Origin of the sequence: Candidatus Vallotiella hemipterorum (assembly GCF_910593725.1) — a bacterium.
Lineage (GTDB): Bacteria > Pseudomonadota > Gammaproteobacteria > Burkholderiales > Burkholderiaceae > Mycetohabitans > Mycetohabitans hemipterorum.
The window spans coordinates 646924-668437 of the sequence record NZ_OU343031.1 but is presented as its reverse complement, the minus strand read 5'-3'; the positions used below and the strand labels follow the sequence as shown (position 1 = coordinate 668437).

Here is a 21514-nt window from a genome sequence, read left to right as displayed (position 1 = left end):
ATCCAGCACAGCCTTTCCAGGCGCAGATGCTTGCTTTGTCAGAGGTCCTCTGCGCTAAAGAGCATTTCAGTAATACCTTTACCAGCCTGAACCATAGGCCAGACATTCTCGGTGGGGTCGGTCTGAAAATCGAGAAATACAGTGCGCTCTTTTAGATATAATGCCTCTTTTAATGCAGGCTCAACGTCCACAGAGCGTTCAATACGAAGACCAACATGGCCATACGCTTCGGCAAGTTTTACGAAGTCTGGCAGTGCATCCATGTATGAATGCGAATAGCGCTTGTTATACTCTAGTTGTTGCCACTGTCGAACCATACCCAAATAGCGATTATTCAGAGATACAATCTTAATGGGCGTCTCATATTGCTTGCATGTAGATAGCTCTTGGATGCACATCTGAATTGAACCCTCACCAGTAATGCAGATCACGTCGTCGTCACGATGAGCCATTTTCACACCCATCGCAGCTGGCAAACCGAAGCCCATAGACCCAAGGCCCCCGGAATTGATCCAGCGGCGCGGCTTATCGAAGCGGTAGAACTGTGCAGCCCACATCTGATGTTGTCCCACATCCGAGCACACAAATGCGTCGCCGCCAGTCAGCTCATGCAGTTTTTCGATAACGTACTGTGGCTTTATAATTTCGCTATCGCGGTTGTATTTCAAGCAATTTCGGGCACGCCATTGCTCAATCTGCTGCCACCACACGTTCAGCGCAGTGCTATCTGGGCTATGTGGAGCGATCTGTAACTGTTCGATTAATTCCTTAAGCACTTCTTTTATATCACCAACAATTGGGATATCTACTTTAACTCGCTTAGAAATTGATGAGGGATCGATATCGATATGAATAATCTTGCGCGGTGTACTCGCAAAATGTACTGGGTCGCCGATAACGCGATCATCAAAGCGCACTCCAATCGCGATGAGCGTGTCGCAGTGTTGCATCGCCATATTAGCCTCGTACGTGCCATGCATACCTAGCATGCCGAGGAATTTACGATCGGTTGCGCGATAGCCTCCGAGACCCATTAGAGTATTAGTTACCGGATAGCCGAGTAAATCTGAAAATTGGTTTAACTCACGCGAAGCCTCAGCCAGAATAACGCCACCACCAGTATAGATATATGGGCGATTCGAGGAGAGTAGTAGTGCGACCGCCTTGCGAATCTGGCCCGAATGACCTTTCGTGACCGGACTATAGGAGCGCAGTGTAATATTCTTAATTTTCTCGTATTGACACGGCGCTTTAGATATATCCTTTGGAATATCGATTAGCACCGGTCCAGGGCGACCGCTCCGGGCAATATGGAATGCTTTCTTGACGATCGAAGCGAGCTCATGGACATCTTTCACGAGGAAATTATGCTTGACACATGGCCGCGTAATCCCAACTGCATCGCACTCCTGGAAAGCGTCTTGGCCTATCGCTGTTGTTGGAACCTGACCGCTGATCACTACCATCGGTATCGAATCCATATACGCGGTAGCGATACCTGTCACAGCGTTTGTTACACCGGGACCTGAAGTCACTAAACAGACGCCGACATTACCGGTTGAGCGCGCGTAAGCATCCGAGGCGTGTACTGCAGCTTGCTCGTGACGCACTAAAATATGTTTAATTTTATCTTGCTTATATAGTTCATCGTATATGTAAAGTACTGAACCGCCTGGATATCCCCAGATAAATCTGACATTTTCGTCAGCAAGTGCACGCATTAATACGGTCGCGCCAATTGAGCTCGTTTCGGCTGCAGCAAGGGGGGGGATGTTTGACGTAAGGCATTTTGCGCTTGTCATATTCATTATTCACCTTTCGAATTTTCGGCAAAAAATTGATCGGGGGCTTTCTACCGGGCTTGTGGCTCGGGTTTAAGCAGCGCCTTTTAGAGAAAATGCAAGTTCTTGAGAGTCGCCTCACTGAGGCAATCACATCGTCCCGAGACGATATCATTTATCGAATCACGCAACAAGGATCAAGAAAAAATGCCGGCTTCCTATGGGGGCTCTTTTCTGCCCGAATTCTCGGTATTTTAACGTTTCTATTATGTTGGGATAGCCTCAATAGGGTCAGCTAGGTCGGGAGCCCTCTACTTTGCCTATCGTGCTAAATTCTATCAGCCATGATATTGCCACCTGAAACTCTCTGCCCATCCGCGAGGAGGCAGAGAGTTTCAGGTGGCAATATAGAGCTATGTATTAAGAGAGCCCAATCGAAGATTAATTGTTGTGCACCGCTGAACTATAAGTACTGAAGGCAAAAATTTCACTATGAGTCCCGCACTTGAGGTAAAACTAAACTAGTCATCGACAAGTTTTAGATAGCGAGCTATGCTGAGTGTGAAAATCATTGGTTATCTAAGATACTTGAGTATAGATAGCACCACGTAAAAGCGTGGAGGGCGTATCGGAAATTATCTGATATTGAACCTCAAGCTGGCTAGCTAATAGCCTATCAAGAAAGCGTAGCCACAGTCTCATACCAAGAGGGTCTCCAACAGGTAAGCGTAGCACAAAAAACTAGGTTAGCGTGAGCACGTCTATGCTTCCATGCGTCGGTTGCTACGTCTGTGATGCCCAGCTACAGCTAGCACTTTTTGTTTAGATTAATAGTTTCTACCTATGCAAAGAATTTATTTAGCCCCCCCTTAGTTCACTACTATATGGCCATAGCTCGCAGAAGTTATATCACCGAGAGCAACACTAAAATATCTAGTCATTGTCTCGCTAGTTTTATATTGAACACGATGCTGGATTTTATACTTGAGCATTGGACGCTGAGATGCTGTGCGTCTCAGCGTGTTATTGATCATTAGATATGAAGGTTCTGCCTATTTTAGGTATATAACATTAATACTACTTACATTACTGAATACTAAATGCTGCCTAGTGATATCTAGCTTACTCAGCAATCTGCCACTGACTGGTTTGTTACCGTCTGATGCCTGTCTATATAGAGGTTAGTTGAACTTATCAATCTATTTAAGTTAAATAATTAAAGTTTTTGAGATGTATAATATATACAATGAAATATACGTAGCTCCGCTACACTCGACAGCTAAATCTATGAGCTGTCGTTAAAACTCTTGAATAAATTTGATGTATTAAACATCACAATGATACCGATCGCCAAGCTCCAGATAATTTTCTCACGCGCAATCGAATATTGAAGACCTGCTTTAAGAAAATTGCTATATGCAGCAATATACAGTACATTGGTTTTTACCAAACTTATACAAATATAACAAAGAAAAGATAATCTAGAACAGATTATCTGAATTAGACTAATACAGATTATTACTAATATACGACCTATTTGAGCAGAAGTGCACATTAATTATTAGATGACCTAGTTTTCTGATTTAACAATGTTTCTACTGCTTCACGACAGCGGGGTAAGATATAGTTCGATGGCATTAAGATTGAGACAAACATCTAAAGGGCTAGATGATTAGCTCAGTGTGCGTATATTGCGGCTCAGCTGTTGGCTATAGAGACGAATATCAGCAAGCAGCACGGGCATTCGGTCGTGCGCTTGTTCACGCAGGTATGAAGCTAGTTTATGGTGGAGGGCGGCACGGATTGATGGGAGAAATTGCAGATGCTGTGCTTCAGGCGAATGGTTATGTGATCGGAGTAATTCCTAAACTTTTGCTTGAAAAGGAGATTAATTATCGTAACCTAACTGAGCTGCATGTTGTAGAAAACATGCACGAGCGAAAAAAGATGATGGCTGATTTGAGCGATGCTTTTGTCGCTCTGCCGGGTGGTACGGGAACATTTGAAGAGTTACTCGAGATCTACACGTGGGCACAACTCGGCTATCACGAAAAGCCGCTGGGCCTGCTGAATGTTTCTGGCTATCACGATCCACTGCTAGCACTGTTACACCATGCTGCTAATGAAGGATTTATGCGATATGACTACATCAGTCTACTCCAGGTAAGGTCGGATGCTCAAGAGTTGCTTGATAGGCTGCAACGTTATGTCCAATCAGATCGGTAATCAGTAATCAAATAAGCACTAAGTAGTTTCACGGCATTATAGCGTTTTCGTTACACAGTTCGATATGTATACCTAGAAGGTATAGCAAGTATTTAGCCTAATATGCCTTAGAGCTACCCTGGCTATCGCAAGGCGACGACGACCATATAAGGAGGATTACCTCCGGATTAGCTATTTACATGTAATTCTTTTGCATGTGTATGAGATAGATCTACTTAATACCGTCGGTCTATGTGTCCACTTGTAAATTTCAATTTACAGTATGAGAACAATTCATCTCGTGATAAATAAACTCGTTATATAGATCCAGCAGGCAGCAAAATCTACTACTTAACGATTAAGATTTGGTTAAAAGTATTCTATGTAGACTTAGCAGCATAGAAATTCGGCGGGATCTGATACTTCATCAATATCAAGTGTCAGATCCCTATTCGCCTTACCTATGTAGACAAATAAATCTTATAGCTATATATCAGCGCTACCGTAGCGGTAATGCAGGAGGTCCTATAGTAGCATGGCTATTTAAGCTGTTTAAACACCGTCTAATATGATTCCTACGTCAGGAGCGGCCAGCAAAAGAAATTAAGATGTTATCTCTTGATGCGATAACGAAAATCCGATGGGCTTTATCCTTACTTACCCGGGTCTACCACCCCTAGTAAACATAAATAGGCATCTTCAAAAATGCTGCTATCGCATACACTATAAATCCTGGCAACAAAGTCGATATGACGTACTAGAGCACGCATATTCTATAATCTTTTTGGGCAGTAGCTTATTGTCAAAGCTAGCATCGACTACCGTTCCAGTAACCCGTATACAGATATCTTCAGGCAGTAAATATTACCTTAATTGATAGAGTACTGCATGACTGCGAGACTACTCTACTACGGCAACCCTATTTTCGCCGCTCGAGCGTCTCAAAGCATGGCTCTATTGGTGTAGAGCTAAGTAGTAAATCGATTTAGACGACGCATTTATCTGCTAAATAACCTAGCTGAAAGCGAGCGTATACCGTACACCTACTTATTATATTAATTGCATTAATATACAATTCTGACAGATTCTACGTCTGGGGCGCGTCTCCCAAAACAATATTTAGGGGTGTAACTGGAGATAAGTCTAGGCTCGGATTATGAATAATATCTAGAGGTTATATTACAGCCGTGTCACTGACAGGTGTAGTTGGTATGATACAGTTATACCACTTTTATTCTGGAAGCAAAATACTATTATGCACATTCGCGTACTACAGTTTTCGCCATAATATCGATATTCCAGCAATGATGCGCGCATTGCGTACGCCGTCGGAGAAATTATCATGGCTGGTCATTCGAAATGGGCTAATATTAAGCATAAGAAAGCCGCGGTAGATGCTAGGCGAAGTAATGTCTGGACACGGTTAATTAAGGAAATAACTGTTGCGGCGAGGCTCGGTGGTGGAAACGCTGAATTAAACCCGCGCCTACGGTTAGCGATTGATAAAGCAACAGATGCTAACATGCCAAAAAATAACGTTAATCGCGCGATCCAGCGCGGTGTAGGTTGCGTCGAGAACGTAAACTATGAAGAAATACGTTATGAAGGATATGGAATCGGCGGTGTAGCTGTTATTGTCGATACAATAACCGATAACCGAACTCGCACTGTCTCGGAAGTACGTCACACGTTTTCTAGATACGGAGGTAATCTGGGCACAGACGGTTCAGTCGCATTCCTATTTAACCATATTGGCCAGTTCCTGTTCTTGCCAGGTATACCAGAGAACAAACTAATAGAGGCTGTATTGGAGGCTGATGCAGATGACGTAACAACTCATGACGATGGCAGTATCAGAATAGTCTGCCCACCAAATAATTTCGCCCAGGTTAAAGCTGCGTTTGAGTCTAGGGGTTTTAAGGCAGAATTTTCTGGAATAACAATGCAGCCTCGAACTGAGATAGAGTGTATCGGCGCTGACGCAGTGAAGCTTCAAAAACTGCTTAGTGCACTAAAAAATCTCGATTATGTTCAGGAGGTTTACACGAACGCAGCTATCGCGGATTAATTACAACCTGAGTCAAAAAATTCTTCATTCTTTGGAGGAGGGGATTTCTATGAAGATACTGGTCGTCGGCTCCGGCGGTCGCGAGCACGCACTAGGATGGAAACTCGCCCAATCGCCACGGGTCACCGCGGTCTATATGGCGCCAGGTAATGGCGGCACTGCGTTGCAGGAGCGCTTATATAATATTAACATTACTAATCTTGATGAGCTAGCTGACTTTGCTGAGCAGAGGCAGATTGCCTTCACTTTGGTTGGACCGGAGGCACCACTCGCGGCAGGTATTGTTAACTTATTTCGCTCGCGCAGCCTAAAGATATTTGGGCCGACCCGTGAAGCTGCTCAGCTTGAAAGCTCAAAAGACTTCGCGAAGACGCTAATGAAGTGTTACGGCATTCCAACCGCTGAATACGCAACGTTCTCCGATGCGGACTTAGCACACGCATATGTTCAAGAAAAAGGCGCACCGCTCGTGATCAAAGCGGATGGACTCGCAGCCGGCAAAGGCGTGGTGGTTGCTCAAACGCTTAATGAAGCACACTGTGCGATTAGGATGATGCTAACTGATAATAAGCTCGGTAGCGCAGGCGCGCGTGTAGTTATCGAGGAATATCTGCAGGGAGAAGAAGCTAGCTTTATTGTGATGGTCGATGGAAAGCACGTACTTGCTCTAGCGTCAAGCCAGGATCACAAGCGGCTACTCGACGGCGACCAGGGTCCAAACACCGGTGGTATGGGTGCTTACTCGCAAGCACCTATTATTACGCCGAAATTGCATTTACGTGTTATGCGCGAAATTATCTTACCCACTGTGCGTGCTATGGAGCAAGAAGGCCTCTGTTATACCGGTTTTCTGTATGCTGGATTGATGATTGATGCACAGGGTAACCCGAAGACACTAGAGTTTAATTGCCGAATGGGCGACCCTGAAACGCAGTCAATTATGACGCGGTTAAAAGGTGACTTTACTTGTATTCTCGAGCATGCACTAGCTGGAACGCTCGACGCCATCGAACCCGAATGGGATCAACGCACAGCAGTAGGTGTTGTACTCGCGGCGCATCAGTATCCATACGCGCCTCGAAAGGGAGATAGTATCTACTACATTCCAGAACAGACTGAAAATCTCGTTATATTCCATGCGGGTACTAATCTGGTCGATGATAAATTAGTTACCTCGAGCGGACGCGTACTATGCGTAGTTGGATTAGCAGATTCAGTATGTGAGGCACGATTAATTGCTTATAAGGCAATTCATAGAATTCAATTCGATGGTATGCAGTATCGACGCGATATCGGTTACCGTGCTCTAAACTCTAAGCACTGATCTACTATTAGATATCTGTTTAAGCTTAATACCTTATCTTTTAATCCAGATTTAGTAGTTGGACTGGTTCGTGGCATAGCTGCTTGCGATTTCAAAATCTTCCGATCTGTACAAGATCATCTACTTATAGTAGAGCTCCGTGTTGCTGGCGCTTGGACAAGTGATGTAAGCCACTTGACATTTATATGTTGAGACAGGCCTAAAGCTAAGTCACGGGTCTCAGGGTGAGGGCTTATAGCTGAATCTAGCTTCGTTTATAGGGCTTTGAGATGCCCTTAACAGTTACAGACGCTGTACGCGGATATCTAATAGCAAGCTTGAACGGTGGTATTTCAGGCGTATTTCCAGAAATAATATGTTGCATTTAATATCATCTCTGAGCGTGTCACGCTATTTAGTCTACAAAATAGTAAGCAGGCTACATCTGTATAATGTTAATCTAGCTATAGCGATAACATCGTAATCCGACTGGCAGTTTAATACTAGCTTATAAGGTATTTTACTTTATCGTAATTTTAATGTATACCAGACTAGATCTGGTATACATTACCCGCCCTGATTGTGTTCTTAAATAAGGACAATCTGAGTGTTCTAAATTCAGCATTACTAAACATTGTTGTTACGACCGACATATGCCACCCCTATCTACGCGGATTGGCATCCTAGGCGGTACATTTGACCCAATCCACACTGGTCATTTAGCTGTCGCACGATATTTTTCTCAATGGATCGGATTAACTGAGCTCGTGCTATTGCCAGCTGGGCAGCCATGGCAAAAGAGCGATGTATCAGCCGCTTATCATCGGCTTGCGATGACTCGCATCGCGGCAGCGATGGTGTTACCCTCTACACGAGTGACTGTATCAACCGACGAAATCTATCATCCTGGCCCATCATATACAGCTAAAACGCTATTAGAATGGCGAGAATATTATGGAACTTCTGCATCGTTGACGCTCTTGATTGGAGCCGATCAACTAGTCCGCTTGCACACCTGGAAAAACTGGCGCCGATTATTTGAGCTAGCCCATATCGGCATTGCGGCTCGTCCTGGTTTCGATCTATCGAGGGCAGATACTATAGTGCTTGAGGAAATCAGGCATCGTAGCGTGTCGGTCGACCTGCTACGCTCAACAAGCCATGGTTATGTCTTACTTGACACGACACTATCAGTAGATGTCTCAGCTACAGATATGCGCCGTTTAATACGCGAACAGGGATGTAGTCGTCTTACGGCGGTTAAGAACGTTCCAGACGAGGTTTACTGGTACATTTACCAGCATCATCTTTACCAGACTTGAATATAAATACCCTAAGATTTTAAGATATTGTTATTATACATGCTTAAGCATGTCAAGAGGTAATATCTTTATATTTTTAAAACCGAAATCAGGGATATAGGGGCGCGGTTTCTTTATACTATTAAGTCTAGAATACTATTCTGCTCTCTAAAATTTAGAAGAAAGTTATTACGTGTACGGGCTAGGAAGTTACATCTACCTTAAACAGCAAGCACAATATTAAAAATGATGCAAAAATAATGCTAGTATATTATACTGATAGTAAGAAAAAGATATACAATCTAACAAAACAATCAGCGCCGAGTTGCGGCAAATATTTTTGATGATTAGTGTACTATCTAATTATAGTAGAGCATCTAACTCTAGTCTAGATTGTGAGCAACTTTCGGCGATATAGATGGATCGCAATAGCCTAAGCAGGCATATCGTATTCTCGAATATATAATTGGGATAGGTACTTCTGGGCGCCTAGAAAGAAAAAATATAGTATCTGATAGAGCATGTACAGGTAGTCTACTTAAAGTGGTCATTATATTTCTAGATACGCGATATATAACTATAATTAGACTATGATGTAAATGCGAGCAGCTTGCTACTGCGATCCTAGAAGAACTTCTTTATATGCTAATTTATTCTAATTAGAATAAATTAGCATGGGATTTAAACTATTGCTCGCTGAAGCCGCTTAACTTAAAGAAACCGAGGCTAATATACCTCTGTAACGCAGGCTTATGTATGCAAGCTGCACAGGCTATGATCTTTATGAAGGCTTCTACCTTTATATTTAGTAGAGAATTCTGGGTAACCTGGTAAATGCTAATTTCACATAAGATGTATGTCTAAAGGTTAGCCAGCTAATAAGCTATTTATCTCTACTGCTTTTTCACTCCCTTCTTTATCCGCGTTATGCGCGAAATTACTACGAGCAAACAATATATCTTATGCTCGTGATATATGCATCAGAGTGCTTTCTATAAATAAAGTACCTACGATATACAAGGCTATTGTATTCGATAGGCGGATTGACAAGCTCTATTCAGGTATCATACTTTATCCTTTGCGAAATCGCCAGTGTTGCTGCGCGCAGGCTCTATGTGACGTTCTAATACATAATGACCGAAGAAATTCTGATCAACGTCACCCCGCAGGAAACCCGTGTTGCTATCGTTCGGCAAGGCACCGTTCAAGAGCTTCATATTGAGAGACAGTTGTCACGCGGCTGCGTTGGTAATATCTATCTCGGTAAAGTGGTTCGGGTGCTTCCCGGCATTCAATCAGCGTTTATTGATATTGGGCTAGATCGCGCTGCCTTCCTGCATGTAACCGATATCTGGAGACCTCGGTTTTCACTAGATGTAGCAGTTAATGCTCCTCAAAAACCGATTGAAAAAATCGTATGCGAGGGGCAAGCGTTAATGGTCCAAGTCATTAAAGACCCAATTAGCACGAAAGGTGCCCGTCTCTCTACCCAGATTAGCATTGCCGGACGAACGCTTGTTTATTTGCCACAAGAGCCGTATATCGGAATCTCAAAAAAGATAGAGAGTGAAGCGGAACGCGAAGCGGTCCGTGCTCGCCTAATATCCTCTCTTCCTATCGACGAAAAGGGGGGCTACATTGTACGTACGATTGCCGAATATGCGTCCAGTAAAGAGCTATTAAATGATAGCACTTACTTACGCAAAATATGGTCCACTATTCAGACGCGGGCTATGCAGGTGCCGCCGCCAATATTGCTATATCGGGAACTGAGTTTAGCACATCGCGTATTACGCGACCTTGTTAATGACGATACCACCTGGATCCAGGTCGACTCTTACGAGACATCTCAGATGCTAGTCGAGTTTGCAAATAAATTTATGTCGACTATTACCGCTAAGCTACATCACTATACTGGCGAGCGCCCGCTGTTTAATTTGTATAACATAGAAACAGAGATCTTACGCGCACTATCGCGTCGCGTCGACTTGAGGTCTGGCGGATACCTCATAATTGATCAGAACGAGGCTATGACTATAATCGACGTCAACACGGGAGGCTATGTTGGCACACGTAACCTTGATGATACGATCTTCAAGACTAATTACGAAGCCGCTTATACCATTGCACGGCAACTGCGGTTACGTAATCTAGGTGGTATTATCATTATCGATTTTATCGATATGGACAATGCTACACATCGTGATGCAGTGCTTAGCGAGTTAAAAACAGCGCTCAGCCAAGACCGAATACGCGTTACTGTCAATAGTTTTTCTCAGCTTGGTCTGGTCGAGATGACCCGAAAGCGCACGCGTGAATCGCTCGCACATTTGCTATGTGAACCATGTCTAGTATGCCAAGGTAAGGGACATGTAAAGACAGCTCGAACTGTATGCTATGATATTCTCCGTGAAATCCTACGTAGGTCTAAGCAGTTTAATGCGTGCGAGTTCCGTATTATAGCCGCACAGCAAGTAATTAATCTTTTTCTTGAAGAAGAGTCGCAACACCTATCGACACTCTCTAACTTCATGGGAAAACTAGTGTCGTTACAGGTCGAGTCGAATTTGAATCAAGAACAGTATAAAATCGTACTGATATAGAAAAAATATAATATCTATCGCGATTTCGCCGATCTTTAAATGGTATGCATTCTAAAGAATGCCTAATCCTAGATTAGGCTGTAAGCAACAGAACTCAATGTAATTAATCTTATCGATTTTATAAAGGCACACAGTATACTAGATAGTGTACTGTGTGCGATAGAGCATAGCAATTATGCACCCTAAGCGCACGTTTAATAATTGCCGCGAAGCATCAGATTATTATTAATATTATCAACACAGAATAATACTGAGGATAAGAATAGCTAATATCTTAGTGGTCTGAATAGCGAAATTAATACCCCCATACCCCCCTAGCCAGCCTGAAATATTGTGTTAATCGACTTCTCGCTTCAGAAATTAGTAGTTAATTAATAACTTAGTATTACATAGCGCTATACAGGTGTTTTGCATTGCTTGCATTATGCTGCGATAGAAATTACCGCATCATTTTATCTGCTTTTATTATAAGAGTTACCCCAGGATAGCTTTAGAATAAATCCGATATTATAAATTGACTATCTTATTCACGCGAGTAATTCCTATTAGACGCGAAAAAGCTTTCATAGTAGATACTATGGGCTTCGCTCTCAAAAAATGTGATTTCTTCGCTAGCGAATCCCGAGTAACCAGGCTAGTTCCTAGTAGGTAAACGCCACTCACTATTTATATTCTCCTTAAAATACCACTTTGGGAATACGAGGACTGTTCATCGATAAATACTTATGCGATTTATCGTATGTGATCTCGAAAGCGAGATTTATTCAGACGTCTTTCCCTGGAGTATCTTATGTAACAATCCCTGTTTGTCCCATCCTTAATATTTATATATTTATACCTTACGTTTGTAGACCTCTACCAAGCTAGTGATTTGATCTGCTAGCCTTCTCTCCATAATCATAAGAAATAGGTTTCCTAAGAAGGTGTGCTAATTTATTCAGGAACATCTACGCCTAATCAGGCTTATCGCATAATGCTTCTGATTGGATAGCAATATTCAGCGAAAAATAACGATTCTTATAAAGAGTACTATGCTGGGAACTAAAGTAATATCATACGCAGTTCTACGTACCTTATACTATTTGGCTGGGATATTTTTATATTCTTATGTAAGGGCGTATACATCAAAAGTTGGTAGTATGATGCTCGCTTCTGTTTAGCTAAATATACATGTTCGTGCGCAGATATAGATTTTTATTACAGGCAGTTCATGCTCTCCTTAAATCCTCATAAATCGATACAACAATTTCGTGGTTCTATATCTCAGAACAAGCGAGGCTACTAAGCAGTGGCGTAATTCGTTAGGATTCGTTTATGCGGCGTATATCCCGTCTTGTGCTAGCTTAATGCTACTAAATATAGAGTCCATCAAATAAATTCAGTAACCAGCGCTGCTAATATCGCAAGGTTACTCCCGGTGTGAGATGAAGTGTGCACGGCTGAGATGCTTCCAATAATCGCATTGCGTACTACCTGCAATATGTTGAAATCTAGTGCACTCAAAATCCGCTTATGTACTTAATATTATTGATTATATTGCCATGAAAATCGCCCTTGCCCAGATTAACGTAACTGTCGGTGATTTTTCTAGAAATATTTTAAAAATCGTTACCGCCGCTCAAACCGCTTATACTGCTGGTGCATCGTTGATGATTACGCCGGAACTGGCACTTTCAGGGTACCCACCTGAAGATTTGCTACTACGACCAGCATTTTACACGGCAAGTTATCTAGCATTTAACGAGTTAGTTTCTCGGCTCGGCTGTTTTACTGGACTTCATGTGTTAGTCGGCCATTTATTTCGCAGCTCCCCAATAGAAGATACTAATTTAAATAGACAAGTCAAGGGCTGTGCATTGCCGGCAGATATATTTAATGCAGTATCACTGTTAATCAATGGCCAGATTTCTGGAACATGCTTAAAGCAAGAACCACACAATACGGGTGGATTCGATGAAAAAAAGTATTTTAAGTCTAATCCTCAACCGTTAGTGTTTGAGTTAGAAGGAGTAAAGTTCGGCGTTATCCTCTGCGAAGACGCGTGGCTGCCTTCGGCTGCGTTGCTGACGAAGGCAGCGGGCGCCAACGTACTACTAGTACCGAATAGCTCACCATACCACATAGACAAAGAAAATTTGCGTATTAATATCCTGAGAGAGCGCGCTCGAGAGATAGGCATGTCAGTGGTCTATTTGAATTTGGTTGGTGCTCAGGATGAGCTAGTGTTTGATGGGGGCTCGTTTGTGCTTAATGCACAGGGCGAACTAGTAACTCGCCTACCACAATTTGTGGAAAAAACAGCGATTGTTAAGTTCGATGGCGCACACGCGCAACGTGATGAAATTGCGCCATGCGTATCCATAGAGACTCAAGTCTATGCTGCGCTGGTACTTGGCGTACGCGATTATGTAAATAAGAACGGATTCCCAGAAGCTATTATTGGGTTATCCGGTGGCGTAGATTCAGCTCTAGTACTAGCTATCGCGTCTGACGCATTGGGTGCAGACCGCGTTCGGGCAATTATGATGCCCTCCCGTTATACTACGGAGATATCAATATCCGATGCAACAGAGATAGCGCGTCGTGCTGGCGTACGCTATAATGAGATTTCTATTACTCCAATGTTTGAGGCGTTTCGCGTATCGCTTGCCTCAGAGTTTTTGGGTCTATCTGACGATGCCACCGAAGAAAACATTCAGGCACGCATTCGCGGTACGCTGCTTATGGCTATATCGAATAAATTTGGCTCTATCGTATTAAGCACTGGCAATAAGAGTGAGATAGCTGTGGGCTATTGCACGCTGTATGGTGACATGGCAGGAGGCTTTTCTGTACTTAAGGATATCGCGAAAACACTAGTGTATCGACTATGTCGCTATCGGAATACAGCAACTACATTCGCTACGCGCAATATTATTCCAGAACGCATCCTAATGCGGGCGCCGTCAGCCGAGCTGCGAGAGAATCAGTCTGACCAGGACAGCTTGCCACCGTACGAAGTGCTAGATGCGATTATGCAGATGTACGTAGAAGAGGGGCGCTCTCTATCAGAAATCATTGCAGCTGGCTATATCCGAGATGATGTTCAGCAGGTTGCTCATCTAATTAAGATCAACGAATATAAGCGGCGCCAGGCACCAATTGGGATCCGCGTTACACACCGTGCATTCGGACGGGACTGGCGCTATCCGATTACATCGCATTTTAATGAGGAACGCTATCTATAATTAATTTTAATCTATTCCAATTAGAGGAGTAATAAACAATAAGGCTTGTTCTTAATAATTGGGCTTTAATGGCAAGGTTTTAGCCGGCTAAAGCTCTGTCTACTGTTATTTCGATAAAGTATATAGTCGACTTTTTCTGAAAAAAGGATGAGGAATTGCAGTTTCCAATCACTTTTATCTGTTACGAGATGCGCTGGATACACACGGTGATTATCGGTTTTAAAAGATCTTATCGGTTTTAAAAGATTTTTATTGTGTAAATATCTTGGCAGTGATTTAGATGCGCACCATCTAAAGAAACAAGCTGGGCAACCGTAATTCATATAACCCATGCTGCCTGATACAGCAGCGATTATGTTAAATTCCGTTCAGCAGTCATCCTGAGTAATCCATAACCGTAGATTACACACACGCAGAGCACAACCTTAGTTTTAATCTACGCATGCATGAATCCGCTAATAAGGCTGCGAGCCCTCATCGAATCATAGTCTATGTAGGCCGGATATGCTCATCGAGCCGTGATTGTGTGTCATGCTATATTAAAACCATGCATGGGGTTAAAGCGTGAATATCACCGCGCTTAGTGCGGACCTAGAAATCGCGGCCTGGGACGGGTATCAGTTGTGCTAAAACACAATTATTCGGACGGACCTTATGCTTCGATATGCTTGTCCTTGACTTAAAGCTATCTATTCGTTGCGGTAGTATTTTGCAATGTTTTGGGATTAGTGTCGTGTTGGATACCTTAAGGTGTTTTATTGAGTTATCTCAAGATAACGCTGTGCGTCTAATGCGGCCATGCATCCGGCGCTCGCGCTAGTAATAGCTTGACGATAGATCTGATCCTGCACGTCGCCTGCAGCGAATACGCCGGCAATAGAGGTTGCAGTCACATTGCCTTTCAAACCAGAGTTTGTAACTATATAACCGTTTCTCATCTCTAATTGGTCCTCGAAAATATCGGTATTTGGCTTATGGCCGATAGCCACAAACAAGCCATGTACAGATAGATCGGTAACTTTGCTAGTTTGTATATCCTTGATACGCAAACCAGTCACACCAGAATCGTCGCCGAGCACTTTATTAAGCACATGGTTCCATTTAATCTGAATAATGCCCTCCCGCTCTTTTGAGCGTAGTCGATCGATCAGGATCGGTTCGGCGCGGAACTTGTCACGACGGTGAATTACCGTAACTTTTTTCGCGATAGCAGACAAGTAAAGAGCTTCTTCGACAGCGGTATTACCACCGCCGATTACTGCAACGTCTCGATTCCGATAGAAGAAACCATCGCAGGTTGCGCATGCGGAAACTCCCCTGCCCATAAATTTTTGCTCTGACGGTAGACCCAAGTATTGGGCAGATGCGCCAGTTGCGATAATTAACGCATCGCACGTGTACTCACCCAGGTCACCTCTTAGTCTCAATGGCCGATCTTTTAATTGAGTAGTATGAATGTGATCACAGATGATTTCCGTATTAAAACGCTGTGCATGGTTGAACAGCCGCTGCATCAGTTCTGGACCTGGTGTAGTGCCCGGATCGCCGGGCCAGTTCTCAATGTCAGTAGTCATCATTAGCTGCCCTCCTTGTGTTAGGCCGGTTATAAGTATGGGCGAGAGGTTGGCCCGTGCTGCGTAGACGGCCGCGCTATAGCCAGCCGGGCCGGAGCCGAGAATAAGGACTTTCGAGTGCTTATGTTGAGACATGTAGTGATCGATTCTTACAGGATGGATATGTGTTTGACCGCACAGCACGGCAATGCACACTTAATATTAATTTCTCTATTATAAAATAAAGGCTCTAACCGGTATCGGTCTAACTGATTTTTGCATAGGAGTAATGACGATGCTCTAATTAGTCTATACTTTGTTATCCATTCGCACACTACCCCCAATATTTGATGGAACTTAAACATATTATTCTGTACTCAAGCGCTCGCTTACCACATCGGTTTTGCAGCTTTTATGTGGCGTATAAGTCCGACCGGTTTACTAGAGCATTCGGTTATTTCATGGACTATAAATAATACAGGCACACGAATTCTAGTGACCTTATAGGACGCTCTCTTGTCGATTCAATGACGAAATCCACGTATTCCTCTAGGGCAAAAGTTTTGCCGCATCGTCTATCGCGTTTACTGAGTGAGATTTACTGGCTACTGCAGGTTAGCTTTGCCTTGTTCCTACTAATGACGCTTATTAGCTACAGCAAGAGCGACCCAAGCTGGACACATGCTGTACATGTAGACTACCAGATTGTAAACTGGGGTGGCCGTGTCGGTGCATGGATATCCGATATCCTATTGCTATTATTCGGCCTATCTGCTTATTGGTGTGTTGTTTTGCTAGCCCAACATATCGTTGCAAATTATCAATGCATTGCTCGTCACGACGAATTAGATAAGCCGGCAGCGCCTTTACGCGAAGGCGGTTGGTTAGCGGAGATTCTGTCGTTTATACTCGTGCTTGTAGCTAGCGACGGCCTAGAAGCATTACGCATGTGGTCTCTAAAGGCTCAATTGCCCCAAGCTCCCGGCGGCATCGTTGGTAATGCAGTAGCTTACGGCGTTCAGCACACACTTGGATTTACTAGCGGAACGCTAGCATTACTGCTTATGCAGGCAATCGGCTTATCATTATTTTTCCGTTTTTCATGGCTATCGGTGGCTGATCGTGTCGGCGATGCCATTATCAACGTTGTTGTGCTCCTACAGTTATGGTGCGCTAAGAAGCGTGCCTACAAGGTTAACCGGAAAGAGGAAGTCAATCAAGGGGGTAAAATTGAGCGCAGTCAGATGCGGATTGAGGAGCGTGAGTCTGTAACGAGCAGGCCTGCCATAGCGATGCTAACCCAGTCTAAGTGCATTGAAAATGAAGGAAAAGCGACTCTGTTCCAGGAACATACTGGCAATAATCTGTTGCCGCCGCTCACACTACTAGATCCATCGCCGGATACTCGTGAAGCTGTATCAGCTAATACGCTTGAATCTAACTCACGACTAATCGAAAAAAAGTTAAAAGACTTCGGCGTCCAGGTTAGTGTAGTAGGGGCCTATCCGGGCCCAGTAATTACCCGCTACGAAATCGAGCCAGAGATCGGAGTGAAAGGCAATCAGATCGTAAGCCTTGCAAAAGATCTCTCTCGGGCGCTATCGCTTGCATCGATCCGAGTTGTCGAAACAATTCCCGGAAAGAACTATATGGGTCTAGAGCTGCCTAATCAGAGCCGTCAGATTGTGCGTTTGATAGATATTGTGAGCTCTAAAGATTATATAAATGCACTATCGCCACTTACAATAGGGTTGGGTAAGGATACTGGTGGCAATCCGATATGCGCAGATCTAAATAAGATGCCGCATCTTCTGGTAGCTGGCACGACCGGCTCAGGTAAATCAGTTGGCATTAGTGCGATGATTTTATCGATATTATACAAAGCTAGCTCGGATCAGGTCCGTCTTATAATGATTGATCCAAAAATGCTTGAGCTATCGGTCTATGAAGGTATTCCCCACCTATTATGTCCAGTTGTTACTGACATGCGCCAAGCTGGCCACGCGCTGAGCTGGGTAGTTGGCGAAATGGAGCGTCGCTATAAATTAATGAGCAAGATCGGGGGGCGCAATTTGGCTAGCTACAATAGCAAGATAGACGACTTAAAGAAAAATAGCCGGAGAATTCCTAGTCCGTTCAGCCTGATTCGGGACAAATCTGAGCTGCTTGAAACCTTGCCGTTTATTGTGGTTATCATTGATGAATTGGCAGATTTAATGATGGTCGTCGGCAAGAAGGCGGAGGAGCTTATTGCCAGAATCGCACAGAAAGCGCGCGCATCCGGCATTCATCTTGTGCTTGCAACCCAGCGGCCATCGGTCGATGTAATAACTGGTTTAATTAAAGCAAATATACCTACGCGCATTGCATTTCAAGTATCATCGAAAATTGATTCCCGCACAATTCTAGACCAAATGGGTGCTGAATCATTACTCGGTCAAGGAGATATGTTATACCTGACACCAGGTAGCAGATTGCCAACCCGCGTCCATAGCGCATTTGTATCCGACGATGAGGTTTATCGTGTCGTGAAGAAACTGAAAGAGCTGGGCGAGTTAAACTATATAGACGGTATTCTAGAGGGAAAAATAGATAGCGAAGGCAATACGTTACATGACTAATCTATAATAGTCATTTTTAAACAGCGCCGCGTGCTGATCTCGCTAGTGTAGTATCACTTTCGCATTAGCATAATAAATAGCCCGGCTTCTGAACAGATATAGCCATCTTAGTTAGATATAATAGAGCCTTGATGCGGAAAAGCATTAATAATAGTACCACTCCTTCTCGCTATAGCTAGCGTCGTAGAAAGCGAATGAATTACCTTAGTTAGCGTGCCGTTCGTGTATGTTTAGAAATACACCGCGAAATTCAAGGTCGGAGATATAACGCCATCTCTTTCTTAAATATCTATAAATTCGGTACTACCTGCTCAAATATTTAAGCTTGTGATGCCATAAACAGAGCGATAGACTCATTTCTAGACTACCGCCTGCTTGACAATATTATGCATGGTAATTGCTCTCTAGCGACGTGTTGGATAAATAGGTATAAATATATGCATCAGCATAGCCGCTTAGTCGTTTGATTATTTTGTTCTAATAATATTAGAACAGTTATTCGGCTGTCGAAATAACTACTACAAAAGATAATTAACAAGGTTATTATCTTATCTTATGTGCTATAGCTTATTCGCATAAAGCAGGTGGGATTTAAGTCCATCACGCAGCATACAATAAATCCATGGAGTACCCGGTGTGTTAAAGATCCCTATAGTAGTAGACATTTAATACTCTAATATATTCCGTATTTTTTGGTCCTACCCTAAAAAATATATTATTTAGGGTGAATAGTGCCTTATTTTCCACTAAAAGAGTTGATTTTTATAAAGTTTAGAAGGAAGTGTAAGTACATATATTTTGTAATTAGATGTTAGTAACGAGTTAACGATTACGTACAGCAGGCGCTGAAGAAACTATATCTATATATAGCCTAGCTCTATTTCGGCAGAAAATCTATCCCCCCCCCTTGACAAGCAAGACAATACATTCAATTTACAATAAACGCATGGCGTTAATTAGTTCAAAGTAGTAGCTTTGATGATATTAAATCCCCGGGCTGCGCGCGTTGTGCTACCAAGAAGGTATCACTCCCTACAAGGTGTTTACCTTCGAAAAAGGTGCTATAGCACCCCATACGACTAGAACTGCATACCGGCCAGAATAGCTGTATGTCTTATGCGATAAATACATGGGGTACCCGTACCATCTTAGCAAGCTAACCAATTTAATAAGGGAGCTTAGATGAGGTCGTCTATATGTAATATAGGTTTTAATAAATTAAACCTTATAGGGCAGCGGATATGCTAATCAGACAGCCTCTACAATATTATTTAGGTAGTATATGTCCTCCATGCAAAGATGCAAAATCTAGAGTAAAGAGCCGTAAAATCTAGACCCCCCCTACCATGGCATAGATATAGCTCGGTAAGAATCAACACAAGAAAGAAAGCTACATAGTATCTATGCAATAAACAGGGCAAGGATACGTGACATAGTTCTAGCTGACCTTTAAGCTGCTAAGATCCTTGCTAGTAGCAAGATAAAATCGCGGTCTATTTATAATAGTATTATAAGGTTCCTATGCTTGATATCACCTTGCTCCGAAAAGACATAGACGCGGTTACACGACGGTTAGTCGATCGTGCCTATGTTCTTGACATTTCTGCATTTCAAGCGCTTGAATCTGAACGACGACGGCTTCAAACTCTTACCGAGAACTTACGATCACGCCGCAATACCTTATCTAAGAAAATTGGCGCTATGAAGGGATGCGGCGAAGATGCTTCCGAGATTATGGAGCAAGTTACGCGTATCAACTACAATATCAAATCATCAGTGATGCAACTAGATAAAGTCCAGGCAAAATTGTCTGAGCTAGTGCTAGGCATCCCAAATCTTCCGCATCAATCCGTGCCAATTGGCCAAAATGAGACCGGAAATATCGAAGTAAGACGCTGGGGTATGCCACGAAGGTTTGATTTTGCTGTTAAAGATCATGTAGACCTTGGTGTGCCGCTAGGAGTTGATTTTGAGGTGGGCGCTAAACTGTCTGGTGCTCGCTTCACATTGCTACGCGGCCAGGCAGCTCACTTGCATCGGGCGCTCACGGGGTTTATGCTCAATATGCACACGCAAAATCACAACTATACTGAGTGCTATATTCCCTATATCGTGAATCCGGAGATCTTATACGGTACCGGTCAATTACCTAAGTTCGGTAATGATATGTTTCGTGTCGAAAAAGGGGAGGGGGATAATAGGGTGACCCAATATTTGATCTCGACGTCAGAAATCGTGTTGACTAACATGGTACGTGACAGCATTATTGAGGAGAATCAATTGCCGATCCGGTTGACTGCGCATTCACCATGCTTTAGGTCCGAGGCCGGTGCGTATGGGCGAGATACACGCGGTATGATCCGGCAGCATCAGTTTGATAAAATTGAAATGGTGCAAATTACATTGCCGACCAGATCATACCAAGCATTAGAGGAAATGGTAAGACACGCTGAAGCTATTTTGCAACAGCTAGAGTTACCGTACCGAGTAATCACGCTGTGTACTGGTGACATGGGGTTTTCAGCGGCAAAAACGTATGATCTCGAAGTGTGGCTACCGGGGCAGCATACCTATAGAGAGGTTTCATCATGCTCAAACACTGAAGCGTTTCAGTCTCGCCGTATACAAGCGAGATTCCGCAATCAGCATGGCAAGCTTGAGCTAGTGCATACACTAAATGGCTCCGGGCTAGCAGTCGGCCGCACGCTGGTGGCCATTCTAGAGAACGGCCAAAACGCTGACGGGTCGATCACAATACCTTCGGTATTGCGCCCATATATGGGAGGCATTACCTTATTAGAGCCCAAGAGGTAAATCTTGTGGCTCTAGAATACGCTTGGAGTTGCTTCACA

Annotated in this window: 10 protein-coding genes and 1 pseudogene; 9 read left to right on the top strand and 2 right to left on the bottom strand. The window is 43.4% G+C overall.

The features are described 5' to 3' along the window. Positions 1-38 precede the first annotated feature (38 nt). Positions 39-1808, bottom strand: coding sequence for an acetolactate synthase 3 catalytic subunit (locus KW136_RS02210; RefSeq protein ID WP_216796843.1), 1770 nt, complete (start codon positions 1806-1808; stop codon positions 39-41). Between KW136_RS02210 and KW136_RS02205 the strand changes: the two genes are divergently transcribed. The 7 genes from KW136_RS02205 to KW136_RS02175 all read left to right on the top strand — a co-directional run bounded on the left by KW136_RS02205 (position 1790) and on the right by KW136_RS02175 (position 14488). Beyond that, the gene (locus tag KW136_RS02205; protein WP_217946836.1) at positions 1790-2080 is read left to right on the top strand and encodes a hypothetical protein; all 291 of its coding nucleotides are present in this window, start codon (positions 1790-1792) and stop codon (positions 2078-2080) included. The genes KW136_RS02210 and KW136_RS02205 overlap by 19 nt on opposite strands. Before the next feature lie 1372 nt (positions 2081-3452). Next, on the top strand, positions 3453-4007 hold the full coding sequence (locus KW136_RS02200) for an LOG family protein (protein ID WP_216797438.1): 555 nt from the start codon (positions 3453-3455) through the stop codon (positions 4005-4007). Between the two features lie 1321 nt (positions 4008-5328). Next, on the top strand, positions 5329-6054 hold the full coding sequence (locus tag KW136_RS02195) for a YebC/PmpR family DNA-binding transcriptional regulator (RefSeq protein WP_216796841.1): 726 nt from the start codon (positions 5329-5331) through the stop codon (positions 6052-6054). A gap of 49 nt (positions 6055-6103) precedes the next feature. Then, positions 6104-7378: a phosphoribosylamine--glycine ligase gene (gene purD, locus KW136_RS02190; RefSeq protein ID WP_216796840.1), complete on the top strand. Its 1275-nt coding sequence runs from the start codon at positions 6104-6106 to the stop codon at positions 7376-7378. A 632-nt stretch (positions 7379-8010) separates the two neighbouring features. Continuing rightward, positions 8011-8679: a nicotinate-nucleotide adenylyltransferase gene (locus KW136_RS02185; protein ID WP_216796838.1), complete on the top strand. Its 669-nt coding sequence runs from the start codon at positions 8011-8013 to the stop codon at positions 8677-8679. 1112 nt (positions 8680-9791) lie between these two features. Beyond that, the gene (rng, locus tag KW136_RS02180) at positions 9792-11261 is read left to right on the top strand and encodes a ribonuclease G (RefSeq protein WP_216796836.1); all 1470 of its coding nucleotides are present in this window, start codon (positions 9792-9794) and stop codon (positions 11259-11261) included. A 1535-nt stretch (positions 11262-12796) separates the two neighbouring features. Further along, entirely contained in the window at positions 12797-14488 is a 1692-nt protein-coding gene (locus KW136_RS02175) for an NAD+ synthase (protein WP_216797431.1), read from the top strand. Between the two features lie 755 nt (positions 14489-15243). Here KW136_RS02175 and trxB read toward each other — a convergent pair. Further along, complete coding sequence (trxB, locus tag KW136_RS02170) at positions 15244-16197, bottom strand: thioredoxin-disulfide reductase (RefSeq protein ID WP_216796835.1); 954 nt, start codon at positions 16195-16197, stop codon at positions 15244-15246. A gap of 371 nt (positions 16198-16568) precedes the next feature. On the opposite strand from trxB, the pseudogene KW136_RS02165 reads away from it, so the two are divergent. Next, positions 16569-18620 (top strand): annotated as a pseudogene (locus tag KW136_RS02165) (DNA translocase FtsK); the annotation flags it as partial. 1563 nt (positions 18621-20183) lie between these two features. After that, positions 20184-21476: a serine--tRNA ligase gene (serS, locus tag KW136_RS02160; protein ID WP_216796831.1), complete on the top strand. Its 1293-nt coding sequence runs from the start codon at positions 20184-20186 to the stop codon at positions 21474-21476. The last annotated feature ends 38 nt before the right edge of the window (positions 21477-21514 follow it).